At 46.2% G+C, this 24177-nt stretch carries 23 protein-coding genes; 14 read left to right on the forward strand and 9 right to left on the reverse strand.

The features are described from left to right. Window positions 1–33: 33 nt before the first annotated feature. The 5 genes from C2745_RS00915 (at window position 34) to lpxC (ending at window position 5052) form a co-directional block, all read left to right on the forward strand. Window positions 34–852, forward strand: a complete 819-nt coding sequence (locus C2745_RS00915) for a cell division protein FtsQ/DivIB (RefSeq protein WP_251368340.1) — start codon at window positions 34–36, stop codon at window positions 850–852. 9 nt (window positions 853–861) lie between these two features. Beyond that, entirely contained in the window at window positions 862–2091 is a 1230-nt protein-coding gene (gene ftsA / locus C2745_RS00920; protein WP_215384484.1) for a cell division protein FtsA, read from the forward strand. Window positions 2092–2139: 48 nt separating this feature from the next. Then, complete coding sequence (gene ftsZ, locus C2745_RS00925) at window positions 2140–3480, forward strand: cell division protein FtsZ (RefSeq protein WP_215384485.1); 1341 nt, start codon at window positions 2140–2142, stop codon at window positions 3478–3480. Window positions 3481–3592: 112 nt separating this feature from the next. Beyond that, complete coding sequence (locus C2745_RS00930) at window positions 3593–4093, forward strand: peroxiredoxin (RefSeq protein WP_215384486.1); 501 nt, start codon at window positions 3593–3595, stop codon at window positions 4091–4093. Between the two features lie 44 nt (window positions 4094–4137). Then, window positions 4138–5052 (forward strand): UDP-3-O-acyl-N-acetylglucosamine deacetylase, encoded by a 915-nt coding sequence (lpxC, locus tag C2745_RS00935; RefSeq protein ID WP_215384487.1) that lies wholly within the window; start codon window positions 4138–4140, stop codon window positions 5050–5052. Window positions 5053–5068: 16 nt separating this feature from the next. Here the strand turns inward: lpxC and C2745_RS00940 are convergent, their stop codons facing one another. Further along, window positions 5069–5602, reverse strand: coding sequence for a hypothetical protein (locus tag C2745_RS00940; RefSeq protein ID WP_251368341.1), 534 nt, complete (start codon window positions 5600–5602; stop codon window positions 5069–5071). Between the two features lie 24 nt (window positions 5603–5626). Here C2745_RS00940 and secA point away from each other — a divergent pair, with 24 nt between their 5' ends. The 6 genes from secA (at window position 5627) to C2745_RS00970 (ending at window position 13774) form a co-directional block, all read left to right on the forward strand. After that, window positions 5627–8392, forward strand: a complete 2766-nt coding sequence (gene secA, locus C2745_RS00945) for a preprotein translocase subunit SecA (RefSeq protein WP_215384488.1) — start codon at window positions 5627–5629, stop codon at window positions 8390–8392. Between the two features lie 167 nt (window positions 8393–8559). Then, window positions 8560–9018: a (2Fe-2S)-binding protein gene (locus C2745_RS00950; RefSeq protein ID WP_215384489.1), complete on the forward strand. Its 459-nt coding sequence runs from the start codon at window positions 8560–8562 to the stop codon at window positions 9016–9018. 14 nt (window positions 9019–9032) lie between these two features. Beyond that, window positions 9033–11156 carry a molybdopterin cofactor-binding domain-containing protein gene (locus C2745_RS00955; protein ID WP_215384490.1) on the forward strand — a complete coding sequence of 708 codons (2124 nt, stop codon included), beginning with the start codon at window positions 9033–9035 and terminating at the stop codon, window positions 11154–11156. Window positions 11157–11237: 81 nt separating this feature from the next. After that, a complete protein-coding gene (gene argJ, locus C2745_RS00960) occupies window positions 11238–12473 on the forward strand; it encodes a bifunctional glutamate N-acetyltransferase/amino-acid acetyltransferase ArgJ (RefSeq protein WP_215384491.1) in 1236 nt (411 codons plus the stop codon). 14 nt (window positions 12474–12487) lie between these two features. Continuing rightward, complete coding sequence (locus C2745_RS00965; protein ID WP_215384492.1) at window positions 12488–13345, forward strand: ATP-binding protein; 858 nt, start codon at window positions 12488–12490, stop codon at window positions 13343–13345. A gap of 12 nt (window positions 13346–13357) precedes the next feature. Beyond that, window positions 13358–13774 (forward strand): NUDIX domain-containing protein, encoded by a 417-nt coding sequence (locus C2745_RS00970; RefSeq protein WP_215384493.1) that lies wholly within the window; start codon window positions 13358–13360, stop codon window positions 13772–13774. Here C2745_RS00970 and zapD read toward each other — a convergent pair. From zapD to C2745_RS01000, 6 genes are read right to left on the reverse strand one after another with little or no spacing between them, the layout of a single operon-like run. Continuing rightward, complete coding sequence (gene zapD / locus C2745_RS00975) at window positions 13771–14481, reverse strand: cell division protein ZapD (protein ID WP_251368342.1); 711 nt, start codon at window positions 14479–14481, stop codon at window positions 13771–13773. The two genes, C2745_RS00970 and zapD, sit on opposite strands and share 4 nt — an antisense overlap. A gap of 53 nt (window positions 14482–14534) precedes the next feature. Next, the gene (coaE, locus tag C2745_RS00980; protein ID WP_371743000.1) at window positions 14535–15158 is read right to left on the reverse strand and encodes a dephospho-CoA kinase; all 624 of its coding nucleotides are present in this window, start codon (window positions 15156–15158) and stop codon (window positions 14535–14537) included. 17 nt (window positions 15159–15175) lie between these two features. Further along, window positions 15176–15676: an A24 family peptidase gene (locus tag C2745_RS00985; protein WP_215384496.1), complete on the reverse strand. Its 501-nt coding sequence runs from the start codon at window positions 15674–15676 to the stop codon at window positions 15176–15178. Next, window positions 15676–16716: a type II secretion system F family protein gene (locus tag C2745_RS00990; protein ID WP_251368343.1), complete on the reverse strand. Its 1041-nt coding sequence runs from the start codon at window positions 16714–16716 to the stop codon at window positions 15676–15678. The genes C2745_RS00985 and C2745_RS00990 overlap by 1 nt, the downstream gene beginning before the upstream one ends. Beyond that, window positions 16713–17792: a GspE/PulE family protein gene (locus C2745_RS00995; RefSeq protein ID WP_215384498.1), complete on the reverse strand. Its 1080-nt coding sequence runs from the start codon at window positions 17790–17792 to the stop codon at window positions 16713–16715. Before C2745_RS00995 ends, C2745_RS00990 begins: the two co-directional genes overlap by 4 nt. Next, complete coding sequence (locus tag C2745_RS01000; RefSeq protein ID WP_215384499.1) at window positions 17789–19078, reverse strand: HlyC/CorC family transporter; 1290 nt, start codon at window positions 19076–19078, stop codon at window positions 17789–17791. Before C2745_RS01000 ends, C2745_RS00995 begins: the two co-directional genes overlap by 4 nt. 119 nt (window positions 19079–19197) lie before the next feature. On the opposite strand from C2745_RS01000, the gene C2745_RS01005 reads away from it, so the two are divergent. Next, on the forward strand, window positions 19198–19710 hold the full coding sequence (locus C2745_RS01005; protein ID WP_215384500.1) for a methylated-DNA--[protein]-cysteine S-methyltransferase: 513 nt from the start codon (window positions 19198–19200) through the stop codon (window positions 19708–19710). Between the two features lie 9 nt (window positions 19711–19719). Here the strand turns inward: C2745_RS01005 and C2745_RS01010 are convergent, their stop codons facing one another. Next, on the reverse strand, window positions 19720–20682 hold the full coding sequence (locus C2745_RS01010) for a squalene/phytoene synthase family protein (protein WP_215384501.1): 963 nt from the start codon (window positions 20680–20682) through the stop codon (window positions 19720–19722). Between the two features lie 107 nt (window positions 20683–20789). Between C2745_RS01010 and C2745_RS01015 the strand changes: the two genes are divergently transcribed. Together C2745_RS01015 and C2745_RS01020 are read left to right on the forward strand one after the other, a co-directional pair. Then, window positions 20790–22205, forward strand: a complete 1416-nt coding sequence (locus C2745_RS01015) for a sodium:solute symporter family protein (RefSeq protein ID WP_215384502.1) — start codon at window positions 20790–20792, stop codon at window positions 22203–22205. 100 nt (window positions 22206–22305) lie between these two features. Further along, the gene (locus tag C2745_RS01020; protein WP_215384503.1) at window positions 22306–23325 is read left to right on the forward strand and encodes a 2-dehydropantoate 2-reductase; all 1020 of its coding nucleotides are present in this window, start codon (window positions 22306–22308) and stop codon (window positions 23323–23325) included. Window positions 23326–23401: 76 nt separating this feature from the next. Here the strand turns inward: C2745_RS01020 and C2745_RS01025 are convergent, their stop codons facing one another. Continuing rightward, on the reverse strand, window positions 23402–24169 hold the full coding sequence (locus C2745_RS01025; protein WP_215384504.1) for a fumarylacetoacetate hydrolase family protein: 768 nt from the start codon (window positions 24167–24169) through the stop codon (window positions 23402–23404). Window positions 24170–24177: the final 8 nt, after the last annotated feature.

Genomic DNA, 24177 nt, shown 5'->3' on the forward strand with positions numbered 1-24177 from the left:
AACTTCATGGACCGGTTCGGAGAAATATTCTCCATGCTGATGTCGCCGCTCTGGAATCATCCAGAACGGATGCAAAAGCTTAGCCGTTTCTTGATGCGCTGCTTTACTGTCATGTTGGTAGTTGGTGTATTGGTATGGCTGAGTCAACGTCCTGTCTTTGCGTTAAAGCAAATTCAGATTGAGCCAGTTGCAGGACAAACGTTAAAGCATATCAATAGACCTATTGTGAAGCAGCAGGTTCTGGAAACAGTTCATGGCAATTTCTTTAGTGTTCGATTGGAAGATGTGAAGCGTGGATTTGAGAGTATGCCGTGGGTGCGACATGCCAATGTCCGTCGTGTTTGGCCGAATGGTTTGGTTGTCAGTATTGAAGAGCAGAAGCCATTTGGCACATGGGGCGGAGCTGATAGCCACACCCTAATCAACTCACATGGCGAAGTCTTTGCTGGTCGAGTTTCGGAAGTAGGGGAAGACACACGCTTGGTGGACTTTTATGGCCCCGAAGATTCGGGCAAAGAAGTAATGAGTTTGTATGAGAAAGCAAATAACTGGTTTAAGCCATGGGGCGCTGAAGTTACCAGTCTTGCTCTTACAGAGCGCTATGCCTGGCACGTCAAACTTTCGAATGGAATGAAAGTGGAGTTTGGGCGCGACGAAGAGAGCTCAGACAAAAACTTGACGGAAGAACGTGTTGCGCGCTTGTTTAAATATTGGCCGCAGGTACAAGAAAAGTGGGCGAATCGAATTGATGCAGTCGATTTGCGTTACGCAAATGGTTTTGCAGTTCATCTTGCGTCCGCAAGTTTGAAAAAGAATGAAGTGGATGGCAAAAAAAGTGAGCAGAAGCAATGAGGAATGGCAATGAGTAAAGACAATCGTGACCTTTTAGTTGGTTTGGATATTGGCACCTCTAAGGTTGTTGCCTTGGTTGCTGAATTGGCCCCAGATGGTCAATTCAACGTAGTTGGTGTTGGTCAAACAGCATCCAAAGGATTGAAGAAGGGTGTGGTTGTCAATATTGAGGCAACTGTTCAATCCATTCAAAAAGCGCTTGAAGAGGCCGAGGTAATGGCTGATCGTCAGATTGTGCAAGTCTTTACCGGTATTGCTGGTAACCACATTGTGAGTTTCAACTCAAGCGGTATGGTTGCCATCCGCGACAAAGAAGTTGGATCCGGCGATGTGGAGCGCGTACTCGAGACTGCAAAAGCAATCAATATTCCAACTGACCAACAAATTTTGCACATCCTAGTTCAAGAATTCATTATTGATGGACAGGAAGATGTGCGTGAGCCAATCGGTATGAGTGGTTTGCGCTTAGAAGTGAAGGTGCATATTGTTACTGGTGCTGTCAGCGCTGCACAAAATATTGTGAAGTGTGTTCGCCGTTGTGGCTTAGAAGTTAATGACTTAATTTTGCAACCCTTGGCTTCAAGCTTGGCAGTGCTCACTGAAGATGAAAAAGAGCTAGGCGTTGTGTTGGTTGATATTGGCGGCGGTACCACTGACATTGCTATTTATTGCCAAGGATCCATTCGTCATACTGCCGTCATTCCAATCGCAGGCGATCAAATTACCAATGACATTGCAATGGCATTGCGCACCCCGACTATTGATGCTGAAGATTTAAAGATTGCGCATGGCATTGCTCGTCAAGATATGGCTGACCCAACCGCAATGATCGACGTGCCTGGTGTTGGTGATCGCGAGCCTCGCCCAATGTCTAAGCAAGCGCTTTCTGCTGTGATTGAGCCCCGTGTTGAAGAGCTATTCACACTGGTTAGAGGTGTAGTGCGTGACTCTGGCTATGAAGACATGGTTTCTTCGGGAATCGTATTAACTGGTGGCACTTCATTGATGCCCGGAATGGTCGAATTGGCTGAACAAGTGTTCTTGAGACCTGCTCGAATTGGCACTCCGGAATATCGCGGTCATTTGCATGAAGTGTTACGTAGCCCAAGATATGCCACCAGCATTGGCTTGCTGATGGAAGGCCAGGCGCAGTTATTGCGTGGCCGTCGTGTTTCTCAATCAGGCGCGTTGCAAGGAGTTATCTCGCGCATGAAGGAATGGTTTGCAGGAAATTTTTAAGTTTTTTCGTCGTCGTCAATGTAGTACGTTTATTACCTAGGAGGGTATATGGAATTTGAAATGTTAGATCAAGAAGTAGCTGGCAAGACCATTATTAAAGTGGTTGGAGTCGGTGGTGCTGGTGGTAATGCTGTTCAGCACATGATCCGTCGTGGTGTTAATGGCGTAGAGTTCATTTGCATGAACACCGATGCTGGCGCTTTACAGCGTTCTGAGGCATCTGTGAATTTGCAACTGGGCTCTAGCGGATTAGGTGCTGGCGCTAAACCAGAAATCGGTGCAGCTTCAGCTGAAGAAGCCCGTGCTCGTATTGCAGATACATTGCAAGGCGCGCACATGGTGTTCATCACTGCTGGTATGGGCGGTGGCACTGGCACTGGTGCTGCTCCAATCGTGGCTCAAGTAGCTAAGGAAATGGGTATCTTGACCGTTGGCGTGATTAGCAAGCCGTTTGATTTTGAGGGTGTAAAGCGTTTGAAGGTTGCTGAGAACGGTGCTGCTGAACTCGAGTCATATGTGGATTCATTAATTGTTGTGCTCAACGAAAAACTCTTTGAAGTAATGGGTGAAGATGCTGAGTTCGACAAGGCATTTGCATGCGCAGATGACGTATTGCACAACGCAGTTTCTGGTATTGCAGAAATCATCAATGTTCAAGGTTTGATTAACGTTGACTTTGAAGACGTAAAAACTGTGATGGGCGAGCAAGGCAAGGCCATGATGGGTACTGCAACTGTTTCTGGCATGGATCGTGCTCGTTTGGCTGCAGAAGCCGCTGTTGCTTCTCCATTGCTCGAGGGTGTTGATTTATCAGGTGCGCGTGGCGTATTGGTGAACATTACTGCAAGTCGTTCATTAAAGTTGTCTGAAACTCGTGAAGTGATGGCCGCGATTCGTGGTTACGCTGCCGATGACGCTACTGTGATCTTCGGTACTGTGTACGACGAGAGCTTAGGCGATGCATTGCGTGTGACGGTTGTTGCTACTGGCTTGAATAATCCACAAGCTCGTCAAAATCATCAACCAGAAGTAGTGTGGAGACAGGCTACTGGTACACATGATGCAATGCCAACTATGGCTGATCTAAATAGCTTTGCGCCTGCAAGTGCATCTGCAGCAATGAGCAAGGTCAGTTTAGATTCAGCTTTGTCCACTAGTGCTGGATTGGCGATGACAGGTACTGGCAGTGCCCCTGCAATGGCGGCTCAACCTGCTAGTGCTGGCGTTGACTACAGCCAATATGATTTGCCACGTGTTTTTCGTAGCTCTCGTGAAGCGACTCCTGCGCCTACATTAGGTGCAGATAGCTCCCCGCAGGCTAAATCCATGTTGGACAAAGGGGCTGATTACTATGAAATCCCAGCCTTTTTGCGTAAGCAAGCAGATTAATTGGCTGCTTAATACAATAGGTAATTGCGAAATGCCAGCGCGGCGCCCCTCCGGACGACGAATCCCGCGCTTGCGTTGGCATGCTTACTAACAATTATTTATTGGAGATGTCATGATTGCTGTTGGACAAAAATTACCAAACGCTACGCTTTATGAGTTTTTTGACGAAGAGAGCGAAGGCTGCTCCTTGGGGCCAAATGCATTTGAAGTTGAGAAATTGGCAGCAGGAAAAAAAATTGTGATCTTTGCTTTGCCTGGTGCCTTTACACCAACTTGTTCTGCAAAGCATGTACCTGGATATGTAGAGCACGCTGATGCGATCAAAGCAAAAGGCGTTGATGAAATCTGGTGTATTTCCGTGAATGACCCATTTGTGATGGGCGCATGGGGACGCGACCAAAAGGTTGGTAAAAAGATTCGCATGTTAGGTGACGGTAGTGCTGAGTTCACCAAGAAGCTTGGTTTGGAGTTGGATCTCACTGCCCGCGGTTTGGGTGTGCGTTCAGATCGTTACGCCATGATTGTTGAAGATGGCGTAGTGAAATCTTTAGATCGCGAAGCTCCTGGAAAGTTTGAAGTGAGTGATGCTGCTTCTATTTTGAAAAAGCTGTAACTCAAATTTATTAATAGATACCCCCTGAATTTAGAGATATCAAGATGATGAAGCAAAGAACCATTGCTGCTCCGGTGAAAACCGTGGGCATTGGTTTGCACTCTGGCCGCAAGGTCACGATATCCATTAAACCTGCGCCAGTAAATTCAGGGGTTCAGTTTGTTAGAGTGGATACGCCTGAGCAGTCCGTTGTTCCTGCAACTGCTTTGGCTGTATGCGATACCAGGCTTGCCTCCGTCATTCAAAAGGATGGGGTGCGCGTCTCCACAGTAGAGCATTTGTTATCGGCTTGTGCTGGTTTGGGCCTTGATAATTTATTGATTGAGTTGGATGGTGAAGAGGTACCCATCATGGATGGGAGCGCTGCATCATTCTTGTTTTTGATTGAGTCTGCTGGCATTGCTGAACAAGATGCACCACGTCAGTTTGTGGTGATTAAAAAGCCGATAGAGGTACGTGAGGGCGACAAGCTTGCACGCCTAGAGCCTTTCTTCGGATTCAAGTTAGATTTTACGATTGACTTTAAACATCCGGCCGTTGATAAAACAGGTCAACGATTTATTGTCGATTTTGCAGAACATGCTTACCGCAGTGAAATTGGTCGTGCGCGAACTTTTGGTTTTGCGCATGAAGTTGAGGCATTACGTGAAATGGGTTTAGCTCGCGGTGGAAGTTTGGATAACGCAATTGTTTTGGATGAGCACCGAATTTTGAATAACGAAGAACTTCGTTATGAGGATGAATTCGTGCGCCACAAAATCTTGGACGCTATCGGAGATTTGTATCTGATTGGCCACCCAATTGTTGGGGCTTATGTAGCCGAAAAATCAGGCCATGCTCTCAATAACGCACTGTTACGTAAGCTTTTGGAAGATCCAAGCGCTTACGAAATTAGTCCATATGCGCAAAATAAGGCGCCTGCGGCCTATTCTCAAGAGAACCAACCACTCTTTTTTTAAAGTACTAAGTTTTTAGCTACTTAGGCTTGTTCTGCAAAAGTCGTTCAACTGCCTTGCGTAGGTTTGAATCTGGCGCCAATTTATTTAACAAATCTTCCCAGGATTTCTTGGCTACCTCATTGAGGCCTTTAGGCTTTTCGCGTTTTTGAGCGTCGGGGCGCGGCTTTACTTCCCATGCTGGGGCGGCAGGCCTTACGCGCACTTTAATGGCACTGCAAACCAGGCCTAATTTTGATAACTCATTGATTAGACTGGGTAAAATCTGTTGGAGTCGGCTGGCAATACTAGCGCTACCTACTAGTAAAAACAGCTCATTTTGGGCTCCTGACCGCCATCCCGCCTCAATTTTGGAGTTCAGGTGCTCTAAATCCAGCCTTCCTAGTGCCAGCCCAAGGATGGTCTTGAGTTTGGCCAAATCTTCGGTCTTGGCCAAAATACCCCCTAGACCTTCAGATTCCCGCAGGTAATCTAGCCATTCATGGGCTGCATGCTTGCGGGTGGGTTTAGGGCTAAAGTTCATAAAAAATGGGGTTGCGGGTGATAAACTCAAGGACTTAATTTTCTTCAATATCCCATGGTAATCGGTCTTCTTAAAACCCTGGTCGGCAGTCGTAACGACCGCCTCTTAAAACAGTATCGCAAAGTCGTTGCCAAGGTTGGCGCTTTTGAGGCTAGCCTGCAATCTTTGGATGACGCTGCGCTTGCAGCCAAAACGGCTGAATTTAAGTCCCGTTTGGCTGCTGGAGAGTCTTTAGACGACATCACTGCTGAAGCATTTGCAGTAGTTCGTGAGGCCAGCACTCGCGTCATGAAGATGCGTCACTTTGATGCACAGATATTGGGTGGCTTAGCTTTACATCAAGGCAAGATTGCTGAAATGGGCACCGGCGAAGGTAAGACCTTAACGGCTACTCTTCCTGTTTACCTCAACGCATTAACCGGCAAAGGTGTGCATGTTGTAACGGTAAACGATTACTTGGCACAGCGTGATGCTGAGTGGATGTCGAAGTTATATAACTTCCTGGGTATGAAGGTTGGCATCAATTTATCCCAGATGGATCATGCAACCAAACAAGAAGCGTATGCTGCCGATATTACTTACGGCACGAATAACGAATTTGGTTTTGATTATCTGCGTGACAATATGGTCCAAGATTTGGGTCAACGTGTTCAGCGCGGATTAGCTTACGCAATCGTGGACGAAGTCGACTCGATTTTGATTGATGAGGCGCGTACGCCATTGATCATTTCTGGTCAGGCCGAAGATCACACTGATCTCTATATCAAAATTAATGCGTTGCCTGCTCACTTAGATCGCCAAATTGGCGAAGAAAAAGCAGATGGCACAGGCGTTGAGAAGCCTGGAGATTACTGGGTTGATGAGAAATCACAGCAAGTCTATTTAACTGAGCAAGGGCATGACAAAGCTGAAGCCGTACTGGTTCAGTTGGGTGCTTTAAATGACGGTGCTTCTTTGTATGCCCCGCAAAACATTACCTTAATGCATCATGTGTACGCAGCATTGCGCGCACACACTTTGTATAACCGTGATCAGCACTATGTTGTTCAAAATAATGAAGTAATTATTGTTGATGAGTTCACTGGTCGTTTGATGCAGGGGCGTCGTTGGTCTGATGGCCTGCACCAAGCAGTAGAAGCTAAAGAAGGTGTTCCGATTCAGAATGAGAATCAAACCTTAGCTACCATCACTTTCCAGAACTACTTCCGTATGTACGGCAAGTTGTCAGGCATGACGGGAACTGCAGATACTGAAGCCTACGAATTCAAGGAAATTTATAACCTTGAAACTGTAGTGATTCCTCCCAATAGAATCAGTCAGCGCAAAGATCGTCAGGATCAGATTTTTAAATCTTCGCGCGAGCGTTACGATGCGGTTATTAAAGATATTGAAGATTGTTATCAACGCGGTCAACCAGTGTTGGTTGGTACAACCTCGATTGAAAACTCTGAATTAATTGCTGGCTTACTTGATAAGCGTAAGCTGCCACACCAAGTGCTAAACGCTAAACAGCATGCACGTGAAGCCGAAATTATTGCGCAAGCAGGCCGTCCAAAAATGATTACGATCGCCACGAATATGGCTGGCCGCGGAACTGATATTGTGCTCGGCGGTAACGTTGGCAAACAGTCTTCTTTGATTGAAGCTGACGATTCACTTTCTTCTGCAGAAAAAGCAAGCAAGATTAAGAATCTCCAAGACGAGTGGCAAAGTATTCATGATGAAGTCTTAGCTGCAGGTGGTTTACACATCATCGGTACTGAGCGCCATGAGAGTCGTCGTATTGATAACCAGTTACGAGGCCGATCTGGTCGCCAGGGTGATCCAGGATCTTCCCGTTTTTATCTTTCTTTAGATGATTCGCTTTTGCGCATTTTTGCGGGTGACCGTTTGCGCGCTGTGATGGAGCGCCTAAAGATGCCAGATGGCGAGCCAATCGAAGCTGGCATGGTGACCCGCTCTATTGAATCTGCGCAGCGTAAGGTTGAAGGTCGTAACTTTGATATTCGCAAGCAATTGCTGGAATATGACGACGTCGCAAATGATCAACGTAAAGAAACTTATCGCTTAAGAAACGAAGTTCTTGAGAGTAAAGATATTGGCGATCTGATTGCGAACTTGCGTGAAGATGTTTTGCGTTCCGTGTGCGATTTTTATGTGCCTAGTGAATCCATGGAAGAGCAGTGGGATTTAGCTGGTCTTGAAAATGTCCTGGCGAGCGAATGGGGTCTTACTGTAGATCTGAGAAATTGGGTTGAGGCGGCAGATACCGTTGAAGACACTGAGATTGTGGATCGAGTTCTCCAGGCAGCAAAAGATGCTTATGACGCCAAAGTTGATTTATGTGGTCGTGAGTCATTTGCAGGTTTTGAGCGCTCTGTTTTGCTATATAGCTTAGATAGCCATTGGCGCGAACATTTGGCAGCTTTGGATCATTTGCGCCAAGGTATTCATTTGCGTGGTTATGCCCAGAAAGATCCTAAGCAGGAATACCGTCGTGAGGCTTTCGAGCTTTATGGTGAGTTGCTAGGCATTATTAAAAACGATGTTGTAAAAAACATCATGACCGTACAAATCAGAAGTGCTAGTGAATTAGATCAAGCATCTGAATCCATGAACGATGATTTGGCAAAGCTTTCTGATGTTCAGTATCAACATGCTGATCCTGAGCAAGAGGTTGCCGGTTCAACAGGTGATCGTGGTGCTGCGATTGACATTCAGCCAGCACCGGTTCGAACTGGTCCTAAGGTTGGACGTAATGATCCATGCACCTGTGGAAGCGGCAAGAAGTATAAGAACTGCTGCGGCGCATTGGCTTAAAACCTAACTTACCAATTATTTTTAATGGCTCGGATTTATCCGGGCCATTTTTCTTGGTGAAATCCCTAATCTTTTAATTCGGCGAGCATTTGTCTTATCTGTCATTATTTGTAAATGATCAAATAAGCTGCATTTCTTTTCGTTATTAAATTCACTAAGGGGGCGTCATGGCCGTATCTTTTACTCTCAATGGCAAAGCGGTTAATTTTGAAGGGGATCCAGAAACCCCAATTCTTTGGGTACTGCGAGACCATTTAGATGTCACCAGTCCAAAGTACGGCTGTGGCGCTGGATTATGTGGCGCCTGTACTGTGCACCTTGAGGGTGCTGCAATTCGCTCCTGCTCAACTCCAGTTTCAGCTGCCGCTGGTAAGAAAGTGACCAGCCTAGAGGGTTTATCGGCCAAGGTCGGCAAAGCGCTACAAGACGCTTGGATTGAATTTGATGTCCCTCAATGCGGTTACTGCCAGACTGGTCAGATGATGTCTGCAGCAGATTTGTTAGCAAAGAAAAAACAGCCAAGTAGTGATGACATTAAAAATGCTATGAGCGGCAATATTTGTCGCTGCGGCACTTATTCCCGTATTGAAAAAGCAGTAAAACGCGCTGCCGATAAATTGGCTTAAGAGGGGCATTAAATATGAAAAATCAATCTATAAAAAATTTAGGCCGTCGTCAATTTATTCAGCAAGGGACTGCTTTAACTGGTGCTCTAGTTATTGGCATGCATATTCCTATAGCAAGCGAGGCTGCTGTCGGTGATGCTGGTAAGCCTGCTTTAGCAAATGCTTGGATCCAAATTGCACCGAATAATAAAATTACTTTAATATGCGCTCGTTCAGAGATGGGGCAGGACGTTTACACCTCATTACCAGCATTACTTGCTGAGGAATTAAATTTACCTTTATCCATGATTCAGGTTGAGATTGCAGGAGTTGCACCGGTTTATATCAATGCCATGTTAGGTGGACAAATTACGGGCGGCTCAACATCGGTACGTGAAGCATTTGATAAATTAAGAACCGCTGGCGCCGCAACTCGTGCGGTGCTCGTTCAGGCTGCTGCGCAGCGTTGGAACGTAGCAGTCGCTGACTGCAAGGCGATGAATGGCAAGGTTATCCACTCTAGTGGTAAGTCAGCAACGTATGGTGAGTTGGCTGCTGATGCTGCTAAGTTACCACTGCCAGAAAAGCCAGCATTGAAATCGCCGGCTAACTTTATGGTGATTGGCAAAGAAACAATGCGCCGTTTGGATACTCCTGCCAAGGTGGCTGGCAAGGCGGTATATGGGATTGATGTAAAGATCCCGGGAATGGCAATTGCATCTTTGGCGCAGTGCCCTGTAATTGGTGGCACGCCAACCTCGTTCGATCCTTCGGTGGCGATGAAGGTTTCTGGCGTCATCAAGGTGGTGCAAATTTCCGATGGCGTTGCGGTGTTGGCAAAAGACTTTTATGCCGCGCGCAAGGGTAGGGATGCGCTAAAAATTACTTGGAATGAAGGCCCTAACGCAGGTTTAAATAACGCGGTAGTTCGCAAAGCGCTTGAAGCAGGCTTATCTAAAAAAGGCGCCGTTGTTAAAACGTCTGGAGATGTGAATGCAGTTGTTGCCGGCGGTAAAAGTATTAGCGCAGATTATTTCTTGCCATATTTAGCGCATTCCACTATGGAGCCGGTCAACTGCTCTGCAGATGTATCTAATGGTAAATGCAGAATCATTGGACCTATTCAGTTTCAGCAGGGCGGTCAAGCTGTTGCTGCCGCAGCTGCGGGTGTGAAGCCTGAAGACGTCACAATTGAAACCACTTTCTTAGGTGGCGGGTTTGGTCGCAAGCTTGAGCTGGATTTTATTCGTCAGGCTGCAGAAATTTCTAAGGCAGCGGGTATGCCAGTCAAGATGCTCTGGACTAAAGAAGACGACATCACACATGATTTCTATCGTCCAATGAGCATTCATCGTATGGAGGGTGTGATTGGTGCTAATGGCCAGCTTGCAACAATGAAGGCGAAGATGGTTTCGCAATCAGTGACAGCACGCGCTTTCCCAGGTTTTGTGAAGGATGGTTTTGATCCTTTTATGGTCGAGGGCTCTGGTAACTTAACCTACGACATTCCTAACATAGAAATGACTAATGTCATTGAGGGTGCAGGTATTCGAGTTGGGTATTGGCGTTCGGTGAGTAATGCGTTAAATGCCTTTGCAGTCGAGAGTTTTATAGATGAAGCTGCAAAAGCTGCAGGCAAGGATCCTGTTGCTTATCGTATGGCAGCATTAGCTAAACATCCTAGAGCAAAGGCAGTGCTTGAGGCTGCTGTGAAGAAGTCTGGTTATACCGCTGGCAGTAAACGTTTTGGTGTCGCCCAGATGGAATGTTATGACACTTATTCAGCATGTATTTTGGAGTTAGATAGTGCTGCACCAGAAACCAAGGTGAAGAAGATTACGTTTGTGTCGGACTGTGGAATCGCAGTTCACCCAGATCAGGCACGCGCACAACTAATGGGTGGTGTTATTTATGGGTTAAGTGCTGCCTTGAACAACGCTATTACTATTGAAAATGGTCGTGTGCAGCAGAACAACTTTAATAATTATCCAAGTTTGCGTCAAAACCAGGTTCCAGTGATTGAAGTGCATTTGATCCCAAGCCAAGAAAAGCCCGGAGGTTTGGGTGAGGTTGGTGTGCCATTGGTGGCGCCAGCTTTGGTTAATGCAATTGCTGCTGCTACTGGTAAGCGCATTAGGGAATTGCCTGTAAAAGCCTGAAGGTAGCATTCTGAGAATCAAACAAAGCGCGCCAGATTCTGGCGCGCTTTGTTTTTGGGTCTCATCTACAATTGTCAGACTATGACTGTTAACCTACCCCTCCCCCTAAAAGCCGACCTCAAGCCAGTTAAAGGTTTCGAGATGGGTATCGCCGAAGCTGGAATTAAGAAGGCTAACCGCAAAGATTTGTTGGTGATGACGCTTGCTCCCGGATCTCAGGTCGCTGGCGTCTTTACTTTGAACCGCTTTTGCGCGGCTCCAGTGCAGGTCTGTCGTGAGCATTTGGCTCAAGAAGGGTGCAAGGGTGAGATCCGAGCCTTGGTGGTGAATACCGGCAATGCCAATGCAGGAACTGGTGAGCAGGGAATGAAGCATGCCCTGGAAACTTGCGCTGCGCTAGCAAAAGACCTCAAGATTAATCCAGAGCAGATCTTGCCATTTTCTACGGGCGTCATTCTGGAGCCCTTGCCAATTGAAAAGATTATTAGTGCGCTGCCAAAAGCGGTGAGCAATTTGGGTGAAGACAACTGGTTTGATGCTGCAGAAGCCATCATGACTACTGATACTCAACCCAAAGCCACTTCAGCGACCGTTCAAACACCAGAAGGTTTAGTGACTATTACTGGTATTTGTAAAGGTGCCGGAATGATTCATCCCAATATGGCAACCATGCTGGGATTTATTGCCACTGATGCAGGATTTGCGTCAGGGCTATTGGGTGAGCTCACACGCGAAATTGCAGACCTTTCTTTTAATGCCATCACTATTGATGGGGATACATCAACGAACGACTCGTTCATCATCATGGCCACAGGGAAGTCAGCCGTAAAAATCCAATCTGTCAATGATGCCAGTTACAAAATTGTGCGTGATGCTTTAGTTGCTTTGGCCAGAAAACTCGCGCAAATGATTGTGCGTGATGGTGAAGGTGCAACTAAGTTCATGACGATTGAAGTGGTAGGCGGCAAGACTTCTGAGGAGTGTCGCTTGGTTGCTAAGGCGGTTGCGCACTCCCCGTTAGTGAAAACAGCCTTCTTTGCCAGCGATCCTAATCTAGGCCGAATCCTTGCTGCTATTGGCTATGCGGGCATTGCAGATCTAGATGTCAATCGTGTTCAGATGTGGCTCGGAGATGTTTGGGTTGCTAAAGATGGTGGGCGTAATCCGAGCTATCAAGAGGCGGATGGCCAGAGAGTAATGCAGGCCCCAGAAATTACTATCAAGATTGATTTAGGACGTGGTAATGCGAGTCAGACGATGTGGACTTGTGATCTTTCCCATGATTACGTTTCTATTAATGCTGACTATCGCTCTTAAAAGGCCCGCAGATCATGAATGAAAAACTAGAGCAGCTTTTAAGTCATCTTGAGACGTTTTTACCTAAGCCATTAACCGATGAGCAGTGGGAGTCTTCTACTGCATTTAGATGGCGTCGTCGCGATAGTATTTTTGGTAGCATTGGATTCTTGCAGCCAGTAAAGCATGTATCCGACATTACCTTTGAAGATTTGCAAAATATTGACCGTCAGCGAGATGCGATTCGCGACAACACAAAAAACTTTATTCAAAAGAAGCCCGCCAATAATATTTTGTTGACTGGTGCTAGGGGCACTGGAAAATCCTCTTTGATTAAAGCGAGTTTGCATGAATTCGCTAGCCAGGGATTGCGTTTGGTTGAGGTTGAAAAAGAGCATTTAGCCGATTTGGCTGATATCACCGATCTTTTGGCCGAGCGGCCAGAGCGCTTCATTGTATTTTGTGATGACCTTTCCTTTGAAGACGGGGAGTCTGGCTATAAATCAATGAAATCTGCCTTAGATGGCTCTGTTTCGGCTCAGGTCGACAATATTTTGATTTATGCCACTTCCAATAGGCGCCATTTATTGCCTGAGTATATGAAGGACAACGAGGGCTATGTTCATAGTGATGATGGAGAAATTCATCCTGGTGAAGTAGTTGAGGAAAAAATTTCCTTATCTGAGCGTTTTGGATTGTGGCTATCTTTTTATCCGCCCAAGCAAGATGAATATCTTGCCATCGTTGCACATTGGCTTACGCATTTTGGTTTGACTGCGGCGCAAATTGAAGCTGCTCGTTCAGAAGCTTTGGTTTGGGCTTTAGAGCGTGGCTCACGTTCAGGCCGCGTTGCTTGGCAATTTGCAAAACACTGGGCTGGCTCACAAGCTTGATGATGTTTCTTTATGAGTGAAATCAATCGACCCATTACTGTCGTTGCCGCAGGAATATTGATTGATTCTGAAGGGCGCTATCTTTTGGGTCAAAGGCCTGAAGGTAAACCATACGCCGGCTATTGGGAGGTTCCTGGCGGCAAAGTAGAAAAAGGGGAAACCGTTTTTCAAGCGCTCCAACGTGAACTTCAAGAAGAGCTTGGAATTGATATTCGCTCTAGCGAGGAATTAACCGTCCTTGAGCATGATTATCCACATGCATATGTACGACTTTATGTCAGCATTATTAGAGAGTGGACTGGTACCCCAAGGGGTTGTGAGGGACAGGCGCTTTCTTGGGAACTCATCACATCAGATTCGCCTAGCGTAGAACCTTTGTTACCGGCTGCTTGGCCAATGCTGGAGTGCCTTAGAAGGTCTATAGCTTAAAGCTGGCAAAGCGTTAGCTTGAATGGCACATCGGCATTCACAAGCTGCGCTTTTTTATCACGGTCGGACTTTAAGAAGCGTACTGAGAGCAGGTATTTATTGGCGCTGATCTCGGAAAATAACGTGTCGTCTTCAACAGCAATACGCATCAGTTGATACACCTTGCCCGATGGAGCTTGCTGAAAAGATCCATTGTGAGCTACAACATCTTTCGCTTCACCGGATTGACGTAAGAGTCTTAAAAATAATTGGCAAGCTTCATGCCATGGCAAAAGTGGCTTAACGTAGTTTTCTAAAAGATCTCGACGTTCACTTGACGGACTATTTTTCCATGCGTGATAACTTGGAAGATCAATTGGGCTTGTGCCACCAGGAATATTTAAACGTGTACGAATTCCATTAAGCCATTCACTTTCGGTGATAGCAGAATTTGGTCTTCCAGCAGAGTGATTGATGCTGCTTGCAACACTATCAATTTCACTGAGAATCTGGGACAGTGCTTCTTGATCTACTTTTTGTGATGACTTAAGGCCATTCAAAGCGTACTTCTGACGCTCAAATTCTTTTAGCAGTAAGGATTTGATATCGCCACGTGCACCAATGTCACCAAGATCAAACAAAATAGCAATCGCATTGTGATGAAGCTCTGGATCATCTGAGCGTGTGAAGTGATTGAAACGGGCGAACAAATACTCCAGCCGAAGCATGCTTCGAACTAATTCGTTGAAGGGGTATTCGTAAACAATCACAAGCCCATATTCTATGACGAACTGAGTTTGTTTTTCTGAATCTGTAGGATTTTTTGGTGCAGGTCTTGGACTTCGACCTCTAGGGTTGCAAGACTGCCCTGATTTTCAATGACAACATCTGCTTGAGAAAGGCGTTCTTCTCGGCTGGCTTGGGCCTGGAGGATCTGTTCCACCTCTTCCCTGGGTAAATTGCTGCGGCGCATTACGCGTTCAATTTGGGTTTCTTTAGGGCAATCAACCACCACCAGGTAGTCAACGATTCCCCTCCAGCTATTGGACTCAATTAAGAGTGGCACCACAAAAACCAAGTAGGGTGCACCAGCTTGGGCTAGTTTGTTGGCTTCCCTAATCGTTTCTTGTCGAATTAAGGGGTGGGTAATTTGTTCAAGGGCTTGGCGGGACTCTGGATTGGCAAAAACCAGCGTGCGCATTTTGCTTCTGTTTAAAGCTCCGGTAGAGTCAATGAATTCAGGGCCAAACCGTTCCAAAATCGCGGGTATTGCAGCCCCTCCCGGGGAAGTGACTTGGTGGGCTATTAAGTCGGTATCGATAATGCCTGCGCCGAATTTACCCAATAGGTCGCTGACAGCAGTTTTTCCTGAGCCAATTCCACCCGTTAATCCAACGAGGAGAATCCGCTCCTTCAAGGCGCTTAAATCGGATTGCTGAGTAATAGGTTCTGGAGAATCTGTGGCCATAACAACTCCATGATGCCAGCAAATGCAAGGAATGGCCCAAAAGGAAATGCTCTTTGATAGCCTTGTTTATTCCAACAAAGCCAAATAAAGCCACCCACCAGGCCAGCTATTGACGCTATGAATAAGACGCCCGGTAGCGTCAGCCATCCAAACCAGGCGCCCAGAGCTCCCAATAGTTTGGCGTCCCCCATTCCAATGCCATCTCGATTTTTGGAGAGTCGGTATAGATAATTAATCAGCCAAAGAAAGGTGTAGCCAAGGATGGCGCCAAGAGCCGCGCTTTGTAAGTTTGCAAATGGATGACCAGCAAGCGCATTGAAGCAGAGTCCGCAAATTGCCAGGGGGATAGTAATGACATCTGGCAATCTAAAGGATCGCAGATCAATATAGGCCAGGTACACCAAGACTGCGATGAGTAAAGCGCGGACCAGATCTGGTGTGACTAAGTTACTCATTAAACAATTTGACCTAAATTAAAAATGGGAAGGTACAGGATGACTACTAGACTACCAATAATAATTCCCACAAAAATAATTAGGAATGGTTCTAGACTTTGACTGAGTGTATTTAAGCGATTGCTTAATTGCGATCCCAGGGTTTGAGCGCGTTGCCCTAGCATTTGGGTAAGAGATCCGCTTTCCGAGGCAATGTGCAGTAGCTGCAAGGTTTCAATGTCAAACAATAAGTGCTTGGGATCAGCCCGTTTTAGAGCATCACCCAAAGGCCAGCCTTGCGTGAGCTGTTTAAATACCTCAGCGCTTAAATCATGGCTAAGCCAGTGGTTAGAAGATTGGGCCGTCACGCGCAACGCATCGGGCAATGGCAGCCCTGATCGCAGCAAGTGTCCGAGTGTCCGGCACCAGTAGGTCAAAGTGGCTAGTCGCAATAGCTGCCCCACAATCGGTATACAAAAGCTGAGTTGATCACACCTCTTTTGTAAGCGAGGACTTTTTAACCATGCCATGCTAAAGAGCGCAACAAGTCCAATGAGGGAAATCCCAATTTCTATATAGAAATTTTCGATCCATGAGGAGGTTTGAATCAGCGCCTGTGTTGGCGCCGGCAGTTCTGCTTGAAAGTGCGCAAAAACATCTTTAAATACAGGGACTACCCACACCATCATGACAATAATGAGAAGAAATGAGCTCATTAAGGTAATGATGGGGTAACTCAATGCCTGTTGTAACTTTCGGCGCAATTCAATTTGTGCTTCGAGCTGTTGGGAAATGGTCGTCAGGGCCAGGGGAATGTCACCTGTACGCTCACTGACGCGAATGAGATTGATAAATTCTGCAGAGAACTGCTCCTGTCTTAGTTGCAGACTATGTGAAAGGCTATTACCTTTTTTGAGTTGTGAGTGCACATCCATTAGGCAGGCGCGCCAATGTTTTGGAGCGCAAGAATGCATGAGTTCAATGGCATTCAGAAGAGCCAAGCCTGCTGAGAGTAGAGATAAGAGTTGCTGAGCGAAATGCAGTTGATCTTGCTTGTTCATTGCCATGTTCCTAATTCAGCCTCTAGACTCTCTTGGCTAATGAGGCCCTGACTAACATATTCCATGCCTGCATCGCGCATAAATAGATGAGCGGAGTCAGGGTTCAGTATTTGCGACTTATTGAATACTTCATGAACTCCTACTCGGCCTACCTTGCCATGCCCTTTGCATGCAAGGCATGCTGGATTTATGGGTGTCAGGATGCCGTGACATCGTGTACATGTTCTGCGTACCAATCGTTGAGAGCTTGCGCAAAGCAGGCATGATTCAATCGTCTCATAATCAATCCCCAAACTCTTGAGGCGAGCAAGAGCGCCATGTGCATTACGGGTGTGTAAGGTGCTTAAAACAAGGTGGCCTGTTTGTGCTGCTTGAGTGGCAAGCTGCGCAGTTGCGGCATCACGAATTTCTCCAATCATGATCACATCAGGATCTTGCCTTAAGAGGGCGCGAATGATCACCGGGAAGTCTAGTCCTGCGCGAGGGTGGTAGGCCACCTGGTTGACGCCAGGTAAACGAATCTCAATAGGATCTTCTATGGAGCACAGATTGCGATGGCTTTGATTTAATGCGCTCAAACAGCAATACAGCGTCCGGGTTTTTCCGCTTCCCGTGGGGCCAGTAACGAGAATGAGGCCATTTGTCTGTTGTAGTGCGCTTTGGAAGATTTCTAGTTGTGTTGGCAGTAGCCCAATTTGATCTAGCGCCAAATCTTCAGCTTGGCTTGGCAAGATTCGAATAACTGCTTTTTCTCCGTGAAGCGTCGGAATAATTGAGACTCTGCAGTCGATATTCGGTCTAGTGAAATCATGGCCAATATAAAGGCGACCATCTTGCGGAAGACGTTTCTCTGCAATATCTAAGCGCGCAAGAATTTTGATACGGGTGATTAATCGCTCATGCAGATCTATAGGGTAATGCGCTTGGACTTGAAGTTCGCCATCCACTCGGATACGAACTAATGTTTCTTGAGTTCTTGCCTCAATATGAATATCACTCGCTCCAGAGTTAAGTGCATTAACTGCGATTTCAAACCAGGTGCGAACGATAAGTGAGTCATCTTGGGATTGACTCAATCTTGCTCTGCGGTGAGATTAGGTCGATAGAGTTTGATGGTCTTTACGCCTTGTTCATCAAACTGCACAATTTCCATAACGATGCCAGCAATTCGAACGCTGACGTCATGATCTGGAATCGCCTCCAGCTTTTCAAGAATGAGACCATTCAGAGTGCGAGGTCCATCTAGGGGTAAGTTCAAATTGAGTAAGCGATTGAGATCCCGCAAAGATGCTCCACCGCTAGCAAGATAGGTGCCATCTGCCAGCCAGTGTGGGTCGGTAGATAAATTGGAGAAGGATGTGGTGAACTCACCAATGAGCTCTTCCACAATATCCTCGAAAGTCACCAGCCCAAGCACTTCCCCATACTCATTTACGACCAGGCTTAAGCGCTGCTGGTTATCTTGGAAGAATTGCATCTGCTGCAGAACAGGTGTGCCGCTGGGAATGAAGTACGGCTCATTTAGCAAGGACTTAAAGTCTTCATGCTTTAAATCTGTATCACCAAGTAATGACAAAGCCTTCTTAACCGACAAAATCCCCACAATGCGCTCAGAATCGCCATCGCATACCGGCAATTTATTGTGGTAACAGGTTTCTAGTTGTTGGACTACTTCATCGATCGGTCTAGAAAGATCTAAGACTTCAATCTTTGACCTGGGAGTCATCACATCATCAACGGTAATATTTTCCAGGTTAAATAGGTTGAGCAAAATATTACGGTGATGATTGGAGACAAATCGATTTGATTCAAGCACCAAGCTTCGTAACTCCTCTTGACTCATTGCCCTGCTGTCCGAGGAGGACTGAAGGCCAGAGATTTTCATAAGCCCAGAAACAAAGCTATTGATAAACCACAACAAAGGCTTGAGCAAAAATGTCAGAGGCAAGATCAGCCAACCAACACGAGAGGCAATCTTTTCAGGAAAAGCTGCACCAATGACTTTCGGTGTGATTTCGCTAAAGATGATGATCAGAAGGGCTACAACTAATGTAGCAATTGACAGAACCAGGCCGCTATCGCCAAAGATATGTAAAGCAATGCCCGTTACTAAGATAGGCAATACAGTATTAATCAGATTATTTGAAATCAGCAGAACTGACAAAAGCGAGTCAATTCTTTTCAGCAATCTTTCGGCCAATCCTGCGCCTGCATTACCGCCCTTAGCCATTGCGCGTAGGCGATGGCGATTTGATGAAAGCATGCTTGTTTCAGCCATGGAAAAAAAGCCAGAAAGTGCGAGCAAAAAGATGACTAGGGCAACCTGAGCAATAAAGGGCCAATCATCAAAAAAAGTGTCCATCGGGGCTGCCTGCAAAAAGTAAGGATGAATCAATATAGCAAAGTGGCATTTCACTAGCTATAGCTGGGGTAGAAATAGGCGTCATCACAACTGTTTATTTGTGTGAGAATTACACATCTATGGCAGCTTCCCTAAAATCCCTTTCTGTTGATGGCGCTCAATACTGTGTGATTGAAGCCCCTTTTGGGCGCTTAGGAATATTGACTGAGATGGTGGATGCCAGTTTGATGTTATCCAAAATTGATTATTTACCGACCTCAACCGCATTGATTACCCCTCAAAACCAATTGGCTAAGGAGGTTGCAAAACAATGTCGGGCCTATTTCAAGAATCCCGCATACCAATTTGATTTGCCATTAAAGCCAGCCGGTACGATTCATCAGCAAAAGGTTTGGAGTCAAATTCAGAAAATTCCAGTTGGGAGTACTTCAACCTATGGAGAGCTTGCCAAGAAGATTAAAAGCGGGCCGCGCGCGGTGGGGACGGCTTGCGGCGCCAACCCTTACCCACTGATCTCACCTTGTCATCGGGTAATTGCTGCACAGGGCATTGGTGGCTTTATGAAGAAAAATGCGCCAGGGCTTTATCGTCAAATTAAGGTTTGGCTATTAAGGCACGAGGGCGCAATTTAGACGCAAATATTATTTTCTGAGGACACCTGAAAATAAATAAAAGAACGCTTTCATCAGTGCATCACTCATCACTGCAACCTTGGTGAAGCTGTAAAAAGCCATGACTGTGCTGCGAGAAAGTTTCACCTCATCCTTGTGGCTAAATTGAGTTCGCTCAGCAATCTTTGAAAGCGTCATTACTGCTAGGCCAAAAGCCAGGAAGCAGAAACGCCTCATGCCTAACTCTGTTTTAGGGATTAGTAGGATGTAGCGTAGGGAATCTTGAAGTTTTTGATAGGCAATATTCAGTAATTGCGTTTGGCTAATGTCAGCCGGCTTCCAGGAAACGCCGCGCGCTCTATCTTCGGGGGAGTCCTTCAGAATATTGGTCATCTGCAGTGCCTGACCAAAAGCAATGGCTAAAGTTTCTTGGTTTTGAATGTGCTTGGCAAAGGCTTGCGAGTGATTGCTAAAGATGGTTGTTAACAACTCCCCGACAACGCCCGCAACCACATAGCAATACTCTTCAAATTCGGGAAGATCTTTAAGACCTTCTTTAGTTTGTTTGCCATGAAAGTGGGACATACCTTCGGACATGATCGATACACAGCGACTGACTGCTTGTTGATCGGTGCTGCTGCACGTGTGCAGGATGCGCAATACAGTAGGGGTGTGGGCAATCAGGTCTAGTTCATCTTGATTGCCATAATTTTTTAGCGCCTCAAGGCAGGGCTCTACAAAAGAGCTGACCGGGACTTTTTCAAGTACCGCTTGTAAAAACAAAGCTGAGAGGTTTTGTTTGACTTGCGGGCTGAGGTCTGCAGCGTCTTCAATCGTGTCGACAATTCGACAAAGCAAATAAGTGTTGCCTACTACTTTCTCAATAGCTGGCGGTAAAAGTGGAATGGTCAATGCAAAGGTGCGCGATACCGAACCCAAAATAGCCTTTTGATAGGCCAGATCAGTGCTTGGGTTATTTGATGAGGATTCCACCCTTGGATTATGTCAGACCATGACGCTCCAAATTGGCACTTTTGACCATACTGAGAAAAGTGCCAAGGTCATATAATTTCACCAATTTCCTTTAGGAGAAATCAGGCGTGCTCATTTGGTTCGTCATTATTTACTGGGTTATATCTGTAGGCATTGGCCTGTGGGCTGCCCTGCGTGTAAAAAATACCGCTGACTTTGCTGCGGCTGGCCATAGCCTGCCCTTGCCGATAGTTACCGCCACTGTCTTTGCCACCTGGTTTGGTTCCGAAACTGTATTGGGTATTCCGGCAACTTTTCTGAAAGAGGGTTTGGGGGGTGTTGTGTCAGATCCATTTGGATCTTCGATGTGCCTAATATTGGTAGGCCTATTTTTTGCGCGTCATTTATATAACCGCCGCATGCTCACAATCGGAGATTTTTTCCGAGAAAAATATGGGCGCACCGTTGAAGTTTTGGTAACTCTTTGTATTGTGGTTTCTTATCTTGGTTGGGTTGCTGCGCAAATTAAGGCTCTAGGTTTAGTGTTTAACGTGGTTTCAGAAGGCAGCATTTCTCAGGCAGGCGGCATGCTGATTGGCGCCGGTAGCGTATTAATCTACACCTTGTTTGGCGGCATGTGGTCAGTGGCGATTACCGACTTCATTCAGATGATCATTATCGTGATCGGCATGTTGTATATCGGTGGTGAGATGACTGTGCAGACTGGCGGCATCGGTGTGGTGCTTGAGCATGCGGCTGCAGCAGGCCAGTTCAGTAACTTCTGGCCTGATATGAATCTTGCCTCCATCTTAGGATTTGTCGCTGCGCTTTGCACCATGATGTTGGGGTCCATTCCCCAACAAGATGTATTCCAGCGGATTACTTCTTCTAAGAACGTGAACATTGCGGTTCAAGCTGCCATTCTGGGTGGCGTACTGTATTTCATTTTTGCTTTTGTGCCGATGTATTTGGCTTACTCAGCTACTTTGATTAGTCCAGATCTAGTGAAGCAATATCTGGATACAGATCCGCAAATGATTTTGCCAAAGTTGATTCTCAATCATGCCCCAATCATTGCTCAGGTCATGTTTTTTGGTGCCCTACTCTCAGCTATTAAGAGTTGTGCCAGCGCAACTTTGCTAGCCCCATCGGTAACGTTTGCAGAAAACATTGTGAGAGGTTTTTTTAAACACCTTTCGGATCGCGACCTACTCAAAATTATGCGCATTACCGTTTTATGTTTTGCAGTTGTAACGACATTTTTTGCGGTGAACTCCGAGCTCTCTATTTTTAAGATGGTGGAAAGCGCATACAAGGTAACCTTGGTTGCTGCGTTTGTACCCTTAGCTTTTGGTGTGTATTGGTCGAAAGCAAATTCATTGGGTGGTCTACTTGCAGTGGTGGGGGGTCTGACTATCTGGATTAGCTGCGAGATCCTTGCGCCTAACGCTATATTGCCGCCCCAGTTGGCAGGCTTGTTTGCCAGCATTGCGGGAATGATTTTGGGAAGTCTGGTGCCCAAAGATGCTTTGAAGGCCGTATAAAGAAAAAGTTGCCTAAAAATTAGGCAACAATAATTGCTGCAGCGCAAAAATCCAATTAAAATACAAGTAATTCAAAATTTTTAGTTCTTATGGAGTTCCTATGAAAATCTGTGTCATTGGTGGAGGCGGCGCAATTGGCGGCTATCTGGCTGTTATGTTGGCAAGGGCAGGCAATGACGTCACTGTTGTAGCGCGCGGCGCTACTTTGGCGGCGATCAAAGAGCGTGGCTTGGCGTTGATCATGGACGATCAACCTGAGCCATTAGTGGCGCAAGTAAAGGCAGTAGAAAAAATTCGTGATGCTGAAACTCCGGATGTAGTGATCCTGGCAGTAAAGGCGCATCAAGTTGAGCCGATCATTGATGACCTGGCTGCGATCATGGGCCCAGAAACGATTTTGATCCCAATGCAAAACGGTATTCCTTGGTGGTATTTCCAAAAGCTGGGCGGCGAGTATCAAGATCACTCAGTGGAAACAGTGGATGCCGGTGGTGTTGCTAAGAATGCAATTAATCCAAACAATATTATTGGTTGCGTAGTCTATCCGGCGACCTTTACACAAGCCCCTGGCGTGATTCGTCACGTTGAGGGTAATCGCTTCCCGTTGGGCGAGCTTGATGGCAAGACAACTGAGCGTATTCAGAAGATGTCTGAAATGATGGGCGCAGCTGGATTTAAGTCACCAATTCTGGACGACATCCGCTCAGAAATCTGGCTCAAGCTTTGGGGCAACATGACATTCAACCCAATCAGCTCATTGACGCATGGCACCCTAGAAGGCATTTGCCAATATCCATTGACCAAAGAATTAGCTCGCAACATGATGGCTGAAGCTCAGACAATTGCCGAGAAGTTGGGTGTCACTTTCCGCGTGGATATTGAGCGTCGTATCGCTGGCGCTGAAAAAGTGGGCAAGCACAAAACATCTATGCTGCAAGATTTAGAGGCTGGCCGTAGCTTGGAGATTGATGCATTGTTGGGTTCAGTTATTGAGCTTGGCAAGATTACTCAAACGCCAACACCTTGTTTAAATACTGTATTTGCTTTGACAAAATACTTGGATGAAAACGTTCAAGTCTCTAAAGGTAGCTTGGCATTGCCATCAGTCAGCGGCTACTAAGCAATACGGCATTACGCGTAATAAAAAACCCTTGCTACTCACCATAGCAAGGGTTTTTGTTTTAACGGGAAGCGACTTATTCGAAGCGATTGTCTAAGCGACCAACCCCATCAATAATGATGCTGACATTGCTGCCTGGTTTCATGGAGCCAACGCCTACCGAGGTGCCACAGGCAATGATGTCGCCAGCTTCTAGAGGGACATCCTGAGAAATCAGACTGACTAGCTTTGCAGGCGAGAAAATCATATCCGCAACAGGATAGTTTTGACGCTCTTGATCATTGAGGATGGTTTTGATAGTGAGCTTACTCGGATCAACATCAGTGGTGATGTATGGACCAAATACACCAAAGGTATTAAAGCTCTTGGAGCGGGTCCATTGCGCATAACCAGGATCACGATTGAGAATCTCAATCGCAGTGACGTCGTTAATGCAGGTGTAACCAAAAATGGCTTTAGCAGCTTCCGCTTCATCCACTTCATGACAACGTTTGCCAATCACAATTCCCAACTCGCCTTCATAAACTACTTTGCCTGAATAAGACTTTGGCGTACGAATAACTTGGTTGGCTGCAAGAAAAGAGTTGTTTCCTTTGAGGAAGTACAAGGGCTCTGCGGGTACCGCATGCTCAAGCTTGGTAACTAGAGCATGGAAGTTATCTACCATCGCAACCATTTTGGATGGCGTACACGGAATGTCGATGGTGACATCACTCAAATTGAGGGTTTGCCCAGTCGCTTTAGGCCCATTGAATAAATCACCCTCGTACACTGCAATTTGATCGCCATGTACTTGCCCTAAACCACTTTTTCCTTGGTGTTGAAATCTAAGCCATTGAGCCATAATGAGTT

The sequence above is a fragment of the Polynucleobacter sp. AP-Kolm-20A-A1 genome, from assembly GCF_018688315.1.
In the GTDB taxonomy this organism is placed as follows: Bacteria; Pseudomonadota; Gammaproteobacteria; order Burkholderiales; family Burkholderiaceae; genus Polynucleobacter.

Excerpts from the sequence above, each read along its gene's own strand:
- C2745_RS01005 (WP_215384500.1), top strand. The coding sequence starts at position 19,198 with ATGGCAGCTTCCCTAAAATCCCTTTCTGTTGATGGCGCTCAATACTGT.
- ftsA (WP_215384484.1), top strand. The coding sequence starts at position 862 with ATGAGTAAAGACAATCGTGACCTTTTAGTTGGTTTGGATATTGGCACC.
- C2745_RS01020 (WP_215384503.1), top strand. The coding sequence starts at position 22,306 with ATGAAAATCTGTGTCATTGGTGGAGGCGGCGCAATTGGCGGCTATCTG.
- C2745_RS01025 (WP_215384504.1), bottom strand. The coding sequence starts at position 24,169 with ATGGCTCAATGGCTTAGATTTCAACACCAAGGAAAAAGTGGTTTAGGG.
- C2745_RS00970 (WP_215384493.1), top strand. The coding sequence starts at position 13,358 with ATGAGTGAAATCAATCGACCCATTACTGTCGTTGCCGCAGGAATATTG.
- C2745_RS00990 (WP_251368343.1), bottom strand. The coding sequence starts at position 16,716 with ATGAACAAGCAAGATCAACTGCATTTCGCTCAGCAACTCTTATCTCTA.
- argJ (WP_215384491.1), top strand. The coding sequence starts at position 11,238 with ATGACTGTTAACCTACCCCTCCCCCTAAAAGCCGACCTCAAGCCAGTT.
- C2745_RS00985 (WP_215384496.1), bottom strand. The coding sequence starts at position 15,676 with ATGAGTAACTTAGTCACACCAGATCTGGTCCGCGCTTTACTCATCGCA.
- C2745_RS00955 (WP_215384490.1), top strand. The coding sequence starts at position 9,033 with ATGAAAAATCAATCTATAAAAAATTTAGGCCGTCGTCAATTTATTCAG.
- C2745_RS01000 (WP_215384499.1), bottom strand. The coding sequence starts at position 19,078 with ATGGACACTTTTTTTGATGATTGGCCCTTTATTGCTCAGGTTGCCCTA.
- zapD (WP_251368342.1), bottom strand. The coding sequence starts at position 14,481 with ATGCTTCGGCTGGAGTATTTGTTCGCCCGTTTCAATCACTTCACACGC.
- C2745_RS00915 (WP_251368340.1), top strand. The coding sequence starts at position 34 with ATGCTGATGTCGCCGCTCTGGAATCATCCAGAACGGATGCAAAAGCTT.
- secA (WP_215384488.1), top strand. The coding sequence starts at position 5,627 with ATGGTAATCGGTCTTCTTAAAACCCTGGTCGGCAGTCGTAACGACCGC.
- C2745_RS00930 (WP_215384486.1), top strand. The coding sequence starts at position 3,593 with ATGATTGCTGTTGGACAAAAATTACCAAACGCTACGCTTTATGAGTTT.
- lpxC (WP_215384487.1), top strand. The coding sequence starts at position 4,138 with ATGATGAAGCAAAGAACCATTGCTGCTCCGGTGAAAACCGTGGGCATT.
- ftsZ (WP_215384485.1), top strand. The coding sequence starts at position 2,140 with ATGGAATTTGAAATGTTAGATCAAGAAGTAGCTGGCAAGACCATTATT.
- C2745_RS00950 (WP_215384489.1), top strand. The coding sequence starts at position 8,560 with ATGGCCGTATCTTTTACTCTCAATGGCAAAGCGGTTAATTTTGAAGGG.
- C2745_RS00965 (WP_215384492.1), top strand. The coding sequence starts at position 12,488 with ATGAATGAAAAACTAGAGCAGCTTTTAAGTCATCTTGAGACGTTTTTA.